12 protein-coding genes are annotated in these 16287 nt (G+C 36.3%); 6 read left to right on the plus strand and 6 right to left on the minus strand.

Going from position 1 to position 16287, the window contains the following annotated elements; genetic code table 11:
* The first annotated feature begins 210 nt into the window (after positions 1-210).
* Positions 211-1452 carry an MFS transporter gene (locus CSEC_RS04080; protein ID WP_053331756.1) on the plus strand — a complete coding sequence of 414 codons (1242 nt, stop codon included), beginning with the start codon at positions 211-213 and terminating at the stop codon, positions 1450-1452.
* 95 nt (positions 1453-1547) lie between these two features.
* Here CSEC_RS04080 and CSEC_RS04085 read toward each other — a convergent pair whose 3' ends face one another.
* A complete protein-coding gene (locus CSEC_RS04085; protein ID WP_041017086.1) occupies positions 1548-5453 on the minus strand; it encodes a hypothetical protein in 3906 nt (1301 codons plus the stop codon).
* A gap of 588 nt (positions 5454-6041) precedes the next feature.
* On the opposite strand from CSEC_RS04085, the gene nhaD reads away from it, so the two are divergent.
* Positions 6042-7295, plus strand: coding sequence for a sodium:proton antiporter NhaD (gene nhaD, locus CSEC_RS04095; protein WP_041017088.1), 1254 nt, complete (start codon positions 6042-6044; stop codon positions 7293-7295).
* Here the strand turns inward: nhaD and CSEC_RS12590 are convergent.
* Positions 7256-8593 carry a YihY/virulence factor BrkB family protein gene (locus CSEC_RS12590; RefSeq protein ID WP_053331757.1) on the minus strand — a complete coding sequence of 446 codons (1338 nt, stop codon included), beginning with the start codon at positions 8591-8593 and terminating at the stop codon, positions 7256-7258. The genes nhaD and CSEC_RS12590 overlap by 40 nt on opposite strands.
* Positions 8594-8829: 236 nt before the next feature.
* Here CSEC_RS12590 and CSEC_RS04105 point away from each other — a divergent pair, with 236 nt between their 5' ends.
* From CSEC_RS04105 to CSEC_RS04120, 4 genes are all read left to right on the plus strand, one after another.
* Complete coding sequence (locus CSEC_RS04105) at positions 8830-9327, plus strand: hypothetical protein (RefSeq protein ID WP_041017089.1); 498 nt, start codon at positions 8830-8832, stop codon at positions 9325-9327.
* A 13-nt stretch (positions 9328-9340) separates the two neighbouring features.
* Complete coding sequence (locus CSEC_RS04110; protein ID WP_041017090.1) at positions 9341-9736, plus strand: hypothetical protein; 396 nt, start codon at positions 9341-9343, stop codon at positions 9734-9736.
* Positions 9737-9873: 137 nt separating this feature from the next.
* A complete protein-coding gene (locus CSEC_RS04115) occupies positions 9874-10230 on the plus strand; it encodes a hypothetical protein (RefSeq protein ID WP_041017091.1) in 357 nt (118 codons plus the stop codon).
* A gap of 151 nt (positions 10231-10381) precedes the next feature.
* A complete protein-coding gene (locus CSEC_RS04120; protein WP_041017092.1) occupies positions 10382-10882 on the plus strand; it encodes a hypothetical protein in 501 nt (166 codons plus the stop codon).
* Between the two features lie 44 nt (positions 10883-10926).
* Here CSEC_RS04120 and CSEC_RS04125 read toward each other — a convergent pair whose 3' ends face one another.
* From CSEC_RS04125 to CSEC_RS04140, 4 genes are all read right to left on the minus strand, one after another.
* Entirely contained in the window at positions 10927-12117 is a 1191-nt protein-coding gene (locus CSEC_RS04125) for an ankyrin repeat domain-containing protein (RefSeq protein ID WP_041017093.1), read from the minus strand.
* A gap of 457 nt (positions 12118-12574) precedes the next feature.
* Complete coding sequence (locus CSEC_RS04130; protein WP_041017094.1) at positions 12575-14413, minus strand: NHL repeat-containing protein; 1839 nt, start codon at positions 14411-14413, stop codon at positions 12575-12577.
* Between the two features lie 331 nt (positions 14414-14744).
* The gene (locus CSEC_RS04135) at positions 14745-14954 is read right to left on the minus strand and encodes an ankyrin repeat domain-containing protein (RefSeq protein WP_041017095.1); all 210 of its coding nucleotides are present in this window, start codon (positions 14952-14954) and stop codon (positions 14745-14747) included.
* A gap of 599 nt (positions 14955-15553) precedes the next feature.
* On the minus strand, positions 15554-16156 hold the full coding sequence (locus tag CSEC_RS04140) for a hypothetical protein (RefSeq protein ID WP_041017096.1): 603 nt from the start codon (positions 16154-16156) through the stop codon (positions 15554-15556).
* Between the last annotated feature and the right edge of the window lie 131 nt (positions 16157-16287).

Consider the following 16287-nt stretch of genomic DNA (forward strand, 5'->3'; position numbering starts at 1 on the left):
TTTATTTCCACTCGTAATCAAATGAATAATGTCTTATTTTTGATTTCTTTTAAGTTTATGAGAAATTAGTTAAAAATCGTTTCAATAATATTATTTTTATAATTAAAGTCAACATTCCGTAGGTAAGAGGGCTTCTCTTAAGACCTCTTTTAAAAGATTTTCAATTAAGATCTTTCAAGATATAATTTGCGTTTTATAGAGTATGGAGTCATGACGAACTTTTCTTTATACCGCTCAAATGACCAGGCAAGCATTAGCTATTTCTGGGCAAGGGTTCTTGATACGCCTCTTTGGGCGATCTTCAACATGCTTCCTTTCATTCTTCTAAAAGACTTTAAAGCTTCCGTCTTTCAACTTGCCGTATTCATCGCCATCAAGCCGATTGTCTCTCTTTTTTCTTCCTACTGGAGTTCGATGGTCCATGGAAGACCAAAACTTCTAAAAACAAACATTATTCTAGCTAAATGTTTAGGGAGCACCCTATTTTTTCTTGTCCCTTTTTTCCAAAGCTCCTGGCTTCTTGTCATCGCGTCTGCCATCTACATGTGTCTTGCTGTCGGGGCTTTGCCCGCCTGGATGGAAATTTTAAAACGCAACCTCACCGATGTGGATTGCAAAAAAACGTTTGCTTATGGGTCTTCAATTGGATACTTAGGCGGAGGAATTTTACCGCTCGCTCTTGGCTGGATTCTCGATGGATCTCCCCAAGCCTGGAAATGGATTTTTCCCTTAAGCGCCCTTATTTCCCTTTCATCTCTTCCCTTAATTATAAAAATAAAAGTAGTAAGTACAGGGGAGTCTAGAGAAAGAACTCGTAAATCTTTTCTATCCTATCTGCTAGGACCCTGGAAGAAATCTTTTGAGATCCTCTCGAAGAAAAGGGATTTTTTACTTTTTCAAATTGGTTTTATGGTCATGGGTACAGGCCTTATGCTTATGCAGCCTGCTCTCCCTATCTTTTTTGTGGATGGGCTCGGGATGTCTTATGTCGAGCTTGCTCTTGCGCTTTCTGTTTGCAAAGGGATTTCTTATGCCCTCTCATCCCCTTTATGGGCAGCACGCATGCAAAAGATGGATATCTTTAAGTTTAGCGCAAGTGTCACAGCGCTTGCCTGTCTTTTCCCTGTTTTCCTGATTCTTGCTAAGTGGAATTTTCTTTTTGTCTTCGCAGCTTATGTAGGTTATGGAGCTATGCAAGCAGGCTCTGAATTATCCTGGAATCTTTCAGGTCCCATCTTTTCAAAGAAGGCGGATAGCTCGCCTTATACGGCAGTAAATGTCGTGACAGTTGGTATTCGAGGTCTCTTTGCCCCGGCTCTCGGCAGTTTTTTTTGCCAAGCTTTCGGCTCGGAAAGTGTTCTTTGTCTCGGCGGCGGCTTTTTCTTGGCGGCGACGGCCCTTCTTCTTCATTTTAGTAAAAACTATGAGGAAACAGGAGAGCTTGCAGCTTAAGCTTAGACTACTTTCCAAATTCTATGAAGTCAATTTTATCAAAAAATTTGCATAAAACCAGCCCATTCTTCCAATCAAAGCGAGTTTCGAAGAAGTTATTGGAAAATCTTGCGGAAAAGTTTTTTAGCCCCTTTCTCGATCTTCTCAACTCCTTTTTCGATTTGTTTCTCTACGGGCTTCAAATCAAAAACAGCCGGTTCCCTTTCAGCTTGAGTTTGAATTTCTCCACCCCAAGGGAATGGGTAAGTGGTAGGCTTTGGGGGAGTTGGGTCATTACCGCTTGCAAGATCAAGGAAAGTTCCGAGTATCATCCCTTGCGGCCCTTGCGATTGAGCAACAAGTGAACTTATTTTAGCTGCCGCTTTTTTCTTTTCCAACTTTAGGTTGGAAAAGTGACCTTTAAGTGGAATTTGCACCATAAAGTCAGTTGACAAATCAGTAATCCCAAAAGCTTCTCTTAAAGCGCCTTCTGTAATTCCAATAATCATATCCGATTTGTTATCTATGAGATTGACTCTTCCCCATGACGCTAAGTGAAAGCGGTCGTTTAAAAGAAGATCAAATCGATATAGGGTTGCAACGCCGTCATTTAAAGAAAAATAAAGGGGAGTTAGCCAAATGGAAACATTATTTTCAGACGCATTTTTAAATAAGCCAAGTAGCGTTTGAAGGTCAGGTGAGTTTTTAAAGGATTGTCGTTGAATACTAAGCGACCCCTTTTGGATTTTAATAGCGCGAAGGTTTGAAGAAAGAGGGAGAGAAAATCCTCCCGAATCGACTACAAGCTCTATTGCTTCCTGGGAAGGCTCTAATTTTCCGAGCGTTTCTGAAAAACGGCTTAATATATTTTCAGAAAGAAAGCGGTTTGGCTTAAATGAAAGGCGTAAAGGTGACTTTAAAGTTAAATAACCCTGGTTTAAGGCCCCATCTAAAATAAAAAAACCATTCCCGCCCTCTAAATTTAGGCGGATCGGGCCGGTTAAGCTTTTGACATCCACCCCAAGGGAAGCTTTTGTTTCCTCACCGAAAAGGCCTTTCACAAAAGAGCCGTAAGGAATAGAATCGCTCGGAATTAGATTTAACACCTCATTTGGAAAATTATGGCTATCTAAATTTAAAACGATATGAGAATTGCCTAAATCGATTTGCTTGCCGTTAAATAAATTTTCAATCGATCCGCGTAAAAAAAGCGGCTTATCTTTCACTTTTAAATGAGATTCGAGATCCATTCTTTTACCAAGCTCGTTCCCAAAAATAGAGGTTCTAAATTCAGAAACGTGAGCTTCGCCTAAAGTTTTTTCATTTCTCACATAAAGATTATCAACACCGATAAGAAGCGCAAGATTTGCTTTGCCAAGTTCATTTAAAAATCCGGAGGTTAAAAAGCCTCTTTTTGGAAGCTCAAATTTCTTTAGATGGATTTTTAGATCAGCACCCGAGGCAAGAGAAAAAGCTTTTAGCTCGTCGCTTTGTAAAAATTGAGCCAAGGCTTGAATTTTGTCATTATCAAGAGTAATTCTGATAAAACTGTCGGCATCATCATAGAGCTTGATCGTGTCTTCAAGCCTTACGGAAAGATTTAAATTAAAGTCCTTAGAATTTGATTTAATGAGGAAAAGGCCATTGTCTTTTTCAGGCATTTCAAAGTTGACTTGAAGCTCTAATGGACCATTGATAAAAGAAGTAAGTAAGGGGCTTAGACCGGTTAAAATTTCCGGGGGAGCATTCTCAACATACAATTGTAATTTAGGCTCCATCTCAATAAGGGGCTTATCGAGATTTTCTAAAGCTTTAAAGCTTGCCCTTCCGCTAAAAACCCCTTCACTAATGAGATTTTCAAAGCTTGTTTTGCCGCTAAACTGAAAGCCGAACTTAATTTTTTTATCACGAGATGAAACTTCAACCGGAATTGTAATATCTTTTAAGGCAAATTGGTTTTTTAAGGATTTAAGGCGAATGGTATCGACATTTAATTTTCCTATAAAATGAGGGTTCTCAAAGTTGATTTTTTCATTTAAAGGAGATAAAACAAATTGCAAAAGAGTTGGCTCTTGAAGAGAAATCATCTCTCCATAAGTGCCGCCAAAATTTTTAAAAGTTTTTTCAGTAAGTTTATAGTTTGCAAAAGAAGGGGAATGGATCTCGATGCCTTTTGCAGAAATTTCTAAAGCTAGTCCCGATTCTAAAAGGGAATTTTCAAGATGAGTATTTAGCTTAAAGCTCTTTTGATCGGTGTAGAGATTTTTAAGTGTACCGACAAGGTTGAACCGGCTTTTTTTATCCAAAATATAAGAAAGGGTGCTCCCTTCTTGAGGCTCGATATAAACTTGAGCTTGTACATCCGCTTTCCCATTTTGTCTTTGGTGAATATTTGCAATGAAACCTTCAATATCGATTAACTCGTCTTGAATAGATAAAGTGCTTTTTTTAGAAGAGGCTATTTGCATTTTTATTTCGGATCTAGAGATCGCTTCAAAAAGATCAGCATCTTTTAAAATAGAGACATCAAACTTTTGAACTTCCCCCTCGATCGGAAGGGCTTCCTTAAGAACAATCGGTGTGGCACCAAGTTTTTTAAGCGTTTCCGGCAGCAAATTAAAACCAAAACGGAAAGGTTCCTTTAAAGTCACTTGGGTCTGACTTAAATTTAAAAGAATAGGTTCTAAAAACACCTTATCGGAAGCAAGAGAAAGAGTGGCTTCTCCCTTTCCTTCTTTTAAATCAAGTGTGGTTTTTAAGTTAACCACACTCCCAAGAAAAGAAGAGATCAAATCCCACTTAGGAACTCCATTGAATAGGCTTAAGGGAAGAGAGGTGGTTTCAAGGCGAAATTTTGCATTCTGTCTAAGATTATTGATTAAAGAAGATAGACTGTCTGATTTTTCAACTTCAGCATCGACAAACAACTTAATTTCTTTTTTATTTTGAAATCCTTGTCCTTGAAGTTGAAAACTCATTTCACTGGAATCTTGTACGGTTTGAACTTTGCCGTTCAAGGCATTGATTTCAATTTTAGCAAGTTTTGAACTTTCTTGAATTTCAAAAGGTCCTACATTAAAGTTTCCTTTAACCTGGATCAGTTCATTATCCTTGCCCTCTTTCCAGGGATAAAACAAGTAATCTAAATTCACATCAAGGGAGGTGGGCCTTGATAATTTGATCTCGGAAAGAACCCCTTTTTTGCTTAAAAGGATCTCAAAAAATTTAGGAGTGAGCTTTGTTTTAATGTAACTATTTTCTTTTAGAGATACTCCATTATCTGAAAAAGAGAGAGCAAACCTTCCATTGCCCCGATCCGTTTTAACTAAAACTTCTGTCTGTTTTCCGTTTCCATTAATTTCAGCATTAATAGTTTGTCCTAAAGCCTCGGTTATCAGCCCATTAAAATCCCTATTTCTCAGGGAAACAAAATTATCGAGGAAAAGGACCGGGAAGTTTTCAAGTTTACCAATAATCCTAGAGGTTTCATTTAAAAATTTAGGGTCTATCTCTCCATTAAAATCAATCCGGCCATCTTTATTTCCATAACTTGTATTTCCCTGAACATTGACCAAATACTTTTGATTTCGTTCCTTTAGATTCAAGTTCACATCGAAAAGCTTTGGGAAGTCTCCAATATTGAGGCTCTTCTCTTTTACAATGCTTGTTAAATCGACATTAAGGTTTTCTATATTGGCTTCCTGAAACCCGAAATCCCTTCTTAAAATTTTTATAAGAGAGGCATTAAGAGATGCATTATCTAAAGAAAGCAGTGTCTCGTGGTCGTTTCGCCACCGGAACCCTTCAAGTTTCTGAGGCCCAAGCCAAGATAAATTTAATGTCTTAGCATCGAATCTGCCAGGCAAATGATAGTGATTTTTTATAGAATCAAAAATTATTCTCTTACCTGCATCAGTGGATGCCAGGGTCGGAAGAAGCAGGACTAAAAGGACAAAAAAGCCAAGAAGGGAAAAAATCACTTTCTTCGCGATGCCCTTAGAGACCGAAGAGTTTTTATTCATGTAAACCGCCGCACTACAGATTTTTTAAATGACCTAAAAATTGGGCCTTTATAAACAGATAAAGGCTCGAGCCGAGTAATTTTTAAGTTTAAATTTTGCAGTTAAGCTTAAGCCAACTCAGCTAAAAATTCATACCTAAAAATCTTTGAAAAAGAACTCTTTTTTAAATTTTAAATTTCTAAAAAATCACTCAGGAATTTCTTTTTTTAATAGACTTCTTTCGAAACTCGCTTTGATTGGAAGAGCGGGCTAGTTTTATGCAAATTTTTTGATAAATTTTGAAAGCATAGGATGACCTATGCATGAAAAATTTAGGAAAAAAGATGCCAAAAACAGCTATTTTAACAATTGAATGGAGTTTCGAAAGAAGTCTAATGTTCAAATTCAAAAAAAACATAATTCATTGATTATAAATGATCAAATTCAAGTGAGTAAAGCAAAAACAATAGAAAAAAGGAAAAAAGACAGTTTTTTTAATAAAAATGCATCATTTTTTACAAAAGCAAGTTTTTTATTTATTTTTGGTGTAATATTTGTTACTATTTAACAATGACATTAACTAATAAATAATTAAATTAAGAGAGAAATATGTTTTTAGCGGCATCTACCTTTATTACCGGCTATTTGGGCATCATTTTTGAACACAAACTAAGAATAGATAAGGCTGCAACAGCCTTGATAACCGGTATTTTATGCTGGCTTTTTTACTTTGCCCTAGGATCCGGGGATTTCGCTATTAAAGCCTCTCATCTTCAAGAACACCTAAGCGATATCAGCCAAGTTGTTTTTTTTCTTCTCGGGGCGATGTTAATTGTCGACTTGATCGAGGCCCATAAAGGGTTTGAAATCATCAGCAAAAAGATCTGTTTTCCTTCAAAGCTTCTTACCTTTTGGCTAATTATTCTATCAGGATTCTTCCTTTCATCTGTTTTAGATAATCTTACGACTATTATCGTAATGATTTCACTTCTTAAAAAGATTATCCCGGAAAAGGAAAATCGGTTAATCCTCTCTGCCGCTCTTGTGCCGATTGTGAATGCGGGGGGGGCTTGGACCCCGATTGGAGACATCACAACCACAATGCTTTGGATTGGAGATTGCATATCTTCTTTTGAGATTATTAAAACTCTTTTTATCCCTTGTATCATTACCATGATAGTGACAGGCTTCCTTGTTTATAGAAAACTCCCAAGCGACTTTAAGTTAAAGCCAAACGAAGAAGGGGAAGCTCCGAAAACAAAAGGTTCTTTTCTTATTTTAATCAGCGGTCTTACTGCGTTAATTGCCGTGCCGGCTCTTAAGAGCTTTTTCAATTTGCCCCCTTTTATGGGCATGCTTTTAGGCGTTGGAATCCTTTGGGCGATGACCGACTTTTTACATCATAATGATAAAGAAAGTTCAAACTTAAGAATGATGGCTTCCTTTAAGAGGATCGATATTTCAACAGTCCTTTTTTTCTTAGGGATTCTTCTTGCTGTCGATGCCCTTGAATCTCTTGAGATTCTCAAAGAGTCAGCAGTTTTCTTACAGAAGATGATTCCCTCGCATGCAATTTTTGCAAGCCTTCTTGGGGTTTTATCGGCAGTCGTTGATAACGTTCCGCTAGTTGCTGCCACAATACGTATGTTCCCTCTTGAAGATTACCCGATCAATCATGCACTTTGGAACATGATTGCGTATTCAGTAGGTGTCGGGGGAAGTTTGCTTGTCATCGGTTCAGCCCCGGGAATTGCTCTTATGTCCTTAGAAAGAGTCAGCTTTTCTTGGTATTTTAAGAACTTAAGCTTGATTATTCTGATTAGCTATATCGCAGGCTCATTTTCAACCTGGCTCTTTTCTTGATAATTGCCATTATTCCCTTTAGGAAGAAGCTCCGCTAACTCATAGAGGGAATAATTTGTTTCTTCCTGGCTTAGAGCCTCTTTAAATTGCTGGACGATTTCCGTGATCTTGAAAAGATCCTTCGAATAGGCCATCTTTATTTCATCTTTTGAAGATTCTCCGGTTGCGAATAAGACATGCGAAATTTTAATTCGATCCATGCTTTTAGCTATATTATAGCTAGTCTCATCAGAATTATTTCCAGTTTCCCAAACAAGAGCCGCATTTTTTAAATCATCCATGGTCTTCTTTAATTCCTCATACGGGACCCCTGTCATTTTGGAAAACTCAAGTAAAGTGGGGGGCGGGCTTTCAGCAAGCGATTTTTTTATGGACTCGGACATTAAAAAAAGAGCAAGAACGCCTCTTTTTACAGTGAGAGTTTTATCATTTAAAAGCTTTAGGTGAGCGCTTTCCTTTTTATCTAAAGAAGCATGGTAGCAAACCTCGGCGCCAAAAAGAGCAATCCACCAGCTAAACTGCATCCAAATTAGAAATAAAGGAAAGACGGCAAAACTACCATAAATCGCCCCATAACTTGCAAACCAGAGTTGGAGTTTAATGAAGGCGTATTGGAGCAGTTGAAAAGCCGATCCGGCAAGAATACCTGCCGACAAAGCATAACGAATGTGTACGGTTTTATTCGGGATAAACAAATAGAGAAATGTGAATAAAAGCCAGCTTGACAAAAGCGGGGTGAGATGGAGCCAAACCTTAATGAAGGGATTCACATACTCGCTTGTCCCGGTTTTTGTTGCAAATTCAGATAAGGTTGAAGTTAGGTATAAAGAAAGGCTACTTGATACCAAGAGCAAGATAGGGCATATAATGACTACTGCCAAATAATCACTTAGCATTCTAAAGAAGGTTCTTTGGGAAGAAGTCTTCCAAATCTCGTTAAAGGCTTGCTCTATACTCATTAAAAGCATGTAAACTGCCCAAAATAAAAGTAGGACTCCTAAACCTGCAATTAAGCCACCTTTTGCGTGGTCAAGAGCGTGATTTACATACTCAATGACTTTAGTTGCAATCTCTTGATGATCTTGGAGAAGCTCTTTTAAGCTATTAACAAAAATCTCTTCCAACCCAAATCCTTTAGCAAGTCCAAAAAGTACCGCCGCAACGGGGACTAAAGAAAACATGGTGTAGTAGGTCAAAGCAGCAGCTTTTAAAGAGCAGCCATCATTAATGAAACCCTTAAGGGCTCGAGTAAAGACCCGGAAGAAAGGGACTGATGAAAAAAAAGAACTCACTTTCATGAAAAAACCAAATGAAAACTAATTTGCATCATGCCTTGTCATAGACTTTTTTGGGTAGTCATAAGTAAAATTTTTAAAAATGTATTTTTAAAAAACAAAAATTACCTTTTCTTTCTCTTATAATTAAAAAAGGTATAAAAAAATAAAAAAACCTTGTTTTTTTAAATTTTAATTTGATAAAAGGAAGTTATAAGCTTATAAAAGCTTAAGTTATAAATATTAATTAGAGGAGACTTATGAATATTTCTCCTGGCAGTTTATATAAGACAGAAATTCTTACTATTCCAAAAACTGAGCTTGAAAAAGAGATTCGTAAAAGTGAATCCCTGGGAGGTTATGTCAAAAAAGGAAACCTGGATTCAACGAAAGAAAATTATGTTCTTGAAGTTACAACACCCCTCACTGAAATTACTTGCGATGAAGAAGAGTTGGGTCCTCTTGAATCGGTTTTAGCGATTTCAAAATTTCAGGTGAATGAGATCGTCAAAAACAAGGATAGCACCTTAACTCTAAAGGTAAAGCGCATTTCAACAAGCGAGCTAAGAAGACAAAGAGAGCAAAATAGCAATAGCCAAACTTTAGGAAGAGCATCTTCTTGCCACCACCTTAAGACAAAAACCCTAAAAGAAAGAAGAAAGAGCGAGGAAATTGAACCTTCTACTTTAGAACAAAAAAAAGAACACAAAAACTTCAAGAGTATTCTCTCCAAATTGCTACCTAAACAGGCAAAATAAAAGGAGAATAAAAATGACTTCCATTTATGAACATAGGACAGAAACTTGTACGGAAGCAGAGCTTTCTGAAGTTCTTGGTATCTTCAATAGCAAAGGCTATTACATAGAGTCAGGAAGCAAGCCAAATGAAGCCAAATTGTACGAGCTTAAGCTTCGTAAAATAAAAGAAAGGATCTTTTGCACGCCCAATGAAGTTGAGGGTATTGTGACGACTTTAAGATCGATGAATTATATTGTTTCGAGCAAAACAGAAAAAGGGAATGACCGCGTTCTCTTAAGGGTAAGGCCCGCTACTCTAAATGAAGAAACGGAGATTCAAGGGGAGCATCAACCTCTAGAACAAAATGAATCGCACAATAAATTTAAGAAAATAGCAAATACCATTAGAACAAAGCTTTTTTCTAAATAATTTTCTCTCTTTAAGGGGGCGTAGAATCTGTAAAATTTTACGCTTCTCTTATTTCTTCAAAAAAACAAACCTACCTTATTAACTTGGCTTCATGATAAATAAATAGCTTCATAATCTTTACAAAACGAGGTGAAGCGATGTCAAGTGTAATTGGTTCCAACAAGGTAGTAGTTCCCTATAAAGACTTAGAGAGACAAATCAATGATTTAAATGAAAATAACGCCTACGTGACCCGTGCTGAGCCTGTGGATATTCATGAGGAAAAAAGTGAATGGAAGATTTATTGGAGAACTAGCTCCTTCATCGAAACTAGAAAAGATGAAGCTGAAGAGAGTCAGAATTTTCAGCCATTAACAGATAGAAATTTTTCCTTAATAAATGAATCGAAAGAAGAATATTTTGACTTAGGCGAAGGCAAAAGCCCAAGGTCTATAAAAAACTCTAACAAAATTAGTTACTTTGTTAGGCAGATTTTTAAAAGGGTCTATACCTAAAAAGCCGGAAAAAATTTCCCTCTTTTTTTTAATTTTTATTAATTTTTTTAAAAAAACAACTAAATTAATCAATTTATTGTTTTATTTTAAATTAAAAAACATTAACTTTCTTTTTTAATTAATAAAAATATCTATAAAAAGGAGAGAAAGTATGTACGTTCCTGGATTAACAACAGAAAGCATCATTGAAACCTACGAAGGAGTTTCGGAAAAAGAACTGCCTAAAAGGATTTTGGAACTAAATGAAAAGGGCGTTTACATTGAAAGCAGTGAGGTTGAGAAAGGCTATGCAAGTGAAGGGGAAGCCAAAGGAAGATCCTACAAATTAATCGGCAGACGGTATAAGAGAAGAGCAAGCTGCGCTCCTGAGCAAACCCTTGCTTTAACTGAAAAGTTGGCCTCTTCCGGGCTTTCCATAAGTAAAGCAACAGTCAGTGGCCAGACTATAGAATTTAAAATCAGAAATAAGAGATCGGGAAGTCAAAGATTTCTTGAAATAGTTCCTAAGCCTGAGGAAGCAGATTCTGATTCCGCTGAAAAAGAAACAAATGGTCCTGTAACTAATGAAAGAAAAGCCAACCGATTAAAAAGAACTTTTAATTTTTTCATAAAAGTTATAAAGCATGATAAAAATTTCGAGAAAGAAAATTAAATCCACTTTTTAGAGAAGGTAGAGCAATCTACTTTCTCTAAAACTTACTTTGAATAGATTGTAAAAAGCTCGGTTAATTCCCATTTATTCATTAAATCTGCATACTGCATAGGACTAAAGCCTGAAGCATCTGTCCAATTAGGGTTTGCCCCGTTTTCTAATAGCAATTTAATGATAGCCCATCTTTCACTGGATATCGGAAAGGCAGGCTCGGAATTTATAGGCTCGCAAGCCAGTTGTAAAGCGCTTTTGTGATATCTTTGAGTATGTAAATTTACCTTAGCCCCGTTATCAAGAAGAATTTTCACGATATCTACATGCCCATGATAAGCAGCAACATGAAGGGGCGTCCAACCGTCAGCAGAAATAGTTGAATATCTATTCAAATTCTGATCTTTTTCTTTTAGAAAAAGAGAAAGCACTTCTTTGTTATTATACTCTGAAGCTAAGTACATCGCCGAAGAAATACAATCAAACTTACGATGCTTGAGAGGCCGCTTATTAAATGAAGATAGTAAAAAATTTTCCAAAAATTTGTAATTATTAAGATAAAAATCCCTTAATGCAACTACATGAACAAAATCAGATGAATTTATAAATTTTAAACAATTTGAAGTTTCTATTAAGTTAATTTTCTTTTTCTTTTTGTCATAATAAACAAAATTTCTTGAAAAGCTTTCAGTTGAAAATCTCTCGCAAAAGCTTCTCAATTGCTTAAAAAACTCTCTGAGATAACTAATTTTTTCAGCTTCCCTGCTTTCTTCATTTTCTACATATCCGTAAGTGATGGCTCTTTTCGAAAGAACTTCGTAAGCGAATATTTTTGACTCGCGATTTACTAAAGCGAAGGCTGCGAGGCTTTTAATCGAAAGGTTAGCTAGAATGTGTAAATTTATTTCAACAGGCAGATTAAAGGAATTAAGGGGGTGAACTAAATAGAGGATTCTATTTGTGACAGCTCTAACTTTATTACTCGATAACCTGATTTTTTTTCCTAGATAACTATTTCGTAATTCAATCGCTTTTTCTAAAAGAGTTTCCCTTAAATCTTTTGTCAAAAAATCAAAAGAAGGGTCATGAGTTTCTCTTATATAGTCCATTCCGTCTTTTAAGACCCTCTCAATTCTTTCTAAAATAGGGAGAACCTGTTTTTTTCTAACGAAATCAAGGGACACGATTCGAAAATGAGTATCGCTATTAAAAACAATGTCAATGTAGCTTTTGCCGATATTCATCTAACACCCTGCAAATTGGGAGGACATCTGAAATACATAATATAAATTTTTGAAAAACAAACCGATTATCTTGATACCCTTTTTTCTAAACATACCCCTTGCCAGTATTACTTTTATAGTTGGTTTGACGAAATTTTACCCTGCAAGTAAAAATTTTTTCCAAGTTTACGCTTCTTTGAAAGACCAAGCCTAAAGCCGCTTTTTTTTGTCGTAATTTGGAAATTTGAAGGGGAGGGTATTATATTTATATCCATCAATAGGGGGGAAAAAGTCTATCAGGAGGGATAGTCAACCAAGCGAGAAGATCGGAAACCTGACGATTGATTGCCAATTTAGCTAAAGATTTTTTTCATGCAAAGCTATGGGAAAGATCTTGTTTCAAAGCCGGCTCTTACAGTCTTCCTTCGTGTCTTGAAAGATAGACAGCAGTTCCCCGATTGAGGAACTGCTAAAGGTTTTAGAGAGGGGTTTGTCTTTTTAAAAGAAGGATGTTATTAGGCTTTGTTTGATTGACAAAAATTCTCTTGCCATTCGTATCTACAGCGACTCCAACAAACGGATTGATGGGTATTGGGTTAAAGGATGAAATAATAATTTCTTCACTAAGCTTAAGATCATTTTTTATTACGCTTGCATTTCCTGGAGTTATTGCAGAAGCGCTTATAAGTTTTTTGCTCCCGGCTTCCACTATAACAAGTTTATCATTGATTATATCCAACCCTTGGGGATTGTCTAAGTTCTCAACTAAAATCTCTTGAGTTTGGTTTGCAAGCGAAATGCGGCTTATCCTTCCCGAATTTGGAACACCTTGATTGAGTAAACCGGCTTCAACGACATACAGATACCCATTATAAATCTTTAGTTTTACAGGTGAACGAAGACCTGAAAAGTAGGTTTCATTCACTGCCCCTGTATTGGTGTGATAAAGTTTTACGATCGTGCCGTCGACTGCATTCGCCACTAGGTAAAATTCTTCAGGAGTTCCACCTGTAATACGGACGGAAGAAAAAGGTTGTTTTCCAAAAAGGCCTGTTTCAAAACCATTGAAAAAGTCATAAGAGGTAAAATCATTTTTATTGATAGCAAAAATATTTCCGATTGTAACATCTGAAATGACAATTTTGGCATTCGGACCTTCTTCAACAGTGATGCCGCTTACGCTTCCATAGCCTGCAAGACCAGAATTTGCATCATCTAAAATGACTTTGCGCTGTAGGCTTGAGGTGCGAGAATCAAATTGTTTTAACGATCCAAAATCTGCCACATAAAGAGATTTCGTTTCAGGATCAAAAGCTAAATCCCAAGGTTGTACTATCGGCGAGCGGAATAAGATTTTTTTCGTTTGGTCTTCAATATCAACTTCAAAAATCTTATTTTGATCGTTTGTGACATACAGCTTGGTCTCTTCTTTATTTAGAGATAAATTGTCTAAAGCCGGCTCAGCAGAGGCTAAAACGGTTAAAGCATTCGTTCCTGGATTATATCTATACACATTGCCGGTAGTTCGAGAAATGAAATACAAAATGCCTTGGCTATCAACTTTAACAGCAATAGGAGAGGGTATATCACCTACAACAGAAGTTACAGCGCCTGTGTCCACATCGATTTTGACGATTCTATTGCCGGCAACATCGGGAGCATAGAGCTTGTCATCGGGACCAAACTGGAAGGCATTTAAACCGACGGGCGTATCTAATGAGATACTTTCAGGGATAGAACCTCTCCAGTCTAGTTTATATAATTTGGTGGGATCAAAAGCCGACTGAACATAAAGTCTGTCATTGCTGGAACGATAAGCGATTGGATTGACGCCCAAAAGTTCTAAGTTAAATTCCGCTTGAAAAATTCCGGTTTCGGGAATAGGAAAAAATTGCCCTTGATTGGATTCAATTACGCTTCCGTCATTTAGAACAGTAATAATTCTACCATCTAAAAAACAAGTTAAGGCATATCCGCCCGGAATATTACGGTTTTTGTCCTTTGGGATAAGCGCAATATCATCTGCAAAGCTATAGAAAGGAAGTTTAAAGTCATTACCTTTGAATTCTTGATTATCCGGATCAAAGATCCTAACATTTTTTGGATTCGCAGCTAATAAGAGTTCACCGTTATTCTTTGTGGCGAGTCCCGCAAATCCTTTAATTTTTTCTTTTGATTGGATAAAAATTTTTGAATTATCAGCATAAGCCAAAGAAAAACATCCAAAGATAAAAGTTAGGAATGCAAACGTTTTTATTCCTTGGTTAACTTTTAAATTTTTTTTAAAAAAAGTATTTAGGCAATTGGTTTTGTTCATAAAATCCCCTTAGATTTAAGAAAAGAATTTCTTGCACGAAACCTTATTTAAAAAAAAGATTATTTTAAATAATTTATTCATTTTTTTTTATAAAAAATGCCCTTAAAAGGTGGGTGGAGCCATTTGATAAAATTTATCTTTTGAAAAAAAATTTAAGTTTGATCTTATAATGACTAGGATGAGGAACATAGATTTTTTCTTATAAGGATTACTCATTTTTAAATAGCCTCTCTATTATAGTGAGAAGCGAACCAGGGTCAAAAAGTAAAATATATTACGACCCCAAACCTTATGAATCGCCATCCCATCTTTATCGACTAACTCTTTTAATTTACCTCCAAAATAAATTTTGGATGAGCTCGATGACCCACTTTTGGGGGAGTTGCAAGGGGGTCTTTCCCTCAACATCCCGAAGATTCGGATCAGCGCCATTCGCTAAAAGAAGTTCCAACATAGCTAGATTCTCTTCTGTTACCATCCTTGGAAAATTATCAGATAGGGTGTAAATAAGCTCACTAGCAGGGGAAATTCCGAGTCCCATGCGACTAAAGAAATATGCTTCTTGCGATGGATTAACAAGATACCTATGCCAATCCTTTTTTTTGCAAGGTTTTGATAAAATGACATCTTTTAACCCAAATTATTTTTGTAATAAGACTTTTTCATTTCTTCTCCGAAAAGAAGTAGGGATGTTCTGAGGTGTCAATCCTTATCTTTTACCTAAAGTTCTGACTTAAAGTGATTTTAATTTCTTTCTAAGAGAGGTAGAGACGCGGGAAGCTTTGAATTTTCTTCAACCCAAAAAGCATGGTCTTCAATTAGGACATAAAATAGCGTTTATCAACCATCATGCGAGAAGCTTAAAAAAACTGCAAAGCTTGTGACTGCAGATAAAAAAGGTAAGTAGAAACTATAATTGAAATAGATTCAGTTAGCTGAAGCGTTTCAAGCAAAAAAGAAATTTTCTACGTTAAATTTAAAAAAGCTCGGCTCAGTCTGAGTTCAAGATAAAAAATGATTAATATTCAGAAACTTAAGAAGGCAGGGGGAGGCAAAAGAATGCGGGTGAAAGGGTCGCAAGGTCTATATAACGTCTGATAATATACGTTATGTTATATTTGACCTTGCAAATTCCAGGGCTTAGGCAGCGGCAACTGCGTTGCCAAGATCTGCCACTCCATTACAAAGTTTGAAAATCTGTACAGCTATTTTCAATATTTTGAGTAAAACTTCCAAGAAGAAAAGAAAATTCTCTCGGAAATTGGCTCGCTTTTCCGGTGCTAAAGTATCTTTTACGATTGTATCAGGGATAGCACTTGCATCAAAAACAAAATTCGTAATTGGCTCGCCGGGATTCGCTTTTGGATCTATAAATTGAAAGCCTGGTATAGCTTTTGGGTCGAAAAATTGACCGTCTTCGAGACCAAGGTCTTTGGAAAGATCTGCTTTAAAAACAAAATTACCACTTTTAGCGTCATATTCAGCGAATTGATCAGGATGCTTCTCAGCCAAGCTTGCTAAAGTTCTTCTAAAAAGTTCTTCCTTAGGACCTTTATAAGCGATAACTTTTCGAGTTAATTTTCTTTGAAGGTGCGGAAGTTCTTTTGAAAACTTATCACTAAAATTTAAACAGTCGAATTCAGCTTTGATTTTCTTAAACCTGCATTCACTTTTTGATTCAAGTTCTGCCAGTGTATACACTGTCGTCTGAAAATCCGGTAAGTATTGTGCGCTAACAGTCATTTTATTCACTTATGTAATTAGGTCTAATTATGAGAATTAAACAAAAAACAAAATAATCATAATTTGTTCGTAAAATTTATCATTTATTAACAATTAATACAAGTAAACTTAATATTTACCATTCGGTGTAA

Origin of the sequence: Criblamydia sequanensis CRIB-18 (assembly GCF_000750955.1) — a bacterium.
GTDB classification, from domain to species: domain Bacteria; phylum Chlamydiota; class Chlamydiia; order Chlamydiales; family Criblamydiaceae; genus Criblamydia; species Criblamydia sequanensis.

Coding starts and splice junctions, on each gene's coding strand:
- CSEC_RS04080 (WP_053331756.1), top strand. CDS start 211: ATGACGAACTTTTCTTTATACCGCTCAAATGACCAGGCAAGCATTAGC.
- CSEC_RS04085 (WP_041017086.1), bottom strand. CDS start 5,453: ATGAATAAAAACTCTTCGGTCTCTAAGGGCATCGCGAAGAAAGTGATT.
- nhaD (WP_041017088.1), top strand. CDS start 6,042: ATGTTTTTAGCGGCATCTACCTTTATTACCGGCTATTTGGGCATCATT.
- CSEC_RS12590 (WP_053331757.1), bottom strand. CDS start 8,593: ATGAAAGTGAGTTCTTTTTTTTCATCAGTCCCTTTCTTCCGGGTCTTT.
- CSEC_RS04105 (WP_041017089.1), top strand. CDS start 8,830: ATGAATATTTCTCCTGGCAGTTTATATAAGACAGAAATTCTTACTATT.
- CSEC_RS04110 (WP_041017090.1), top strand. CDS start 9,341: ATGACTTCCATTTATGAACATAGGACAGAAACTTGTACGGAAGCAGAG.
- CSEC_RS04115 (WP_041017091.1), top strand. CDS start 9,874: ATGTCAAGTGTAATTGGTTCCAACAAGGTAGTAGTTCCCTATAAAGAC.
- CSEC_RS04120 (WP_041017092.1), top strand. CDS start 10,382: ATGTACGTTCCTGGATTAACAACAGAAAGCATCATTGAAACCTACGAA.
- CSEC_RS04125 (WP_041017093.1), bottom strand. CDS start 12,117: ATGAATATCGGCAAAAGCTACATTGACATTGTTTTTAATAGCGATACT.
- CSEC_RS04130 (WP_041017094.1), bottom strand. CDS start 14,413: ATGAACAAAACCAATTGCCTAAATACTTTTTTTAAAAAAAATTTAAAA.
- CSEC_RS04135 (WP_041017095.1), bottom strand. CDS start 14,954: ATGGGACTCGGAATTTCCCCTGCTAGTGAGCTTATTTACACCCTATCT.
- CSEC_RS04140 (WP_041017096.1), bottom strand. CDS start 16,156: ATGACTGTTAGCGCACAATACTTACCGGATTTTCAGACGACAGTGTAT.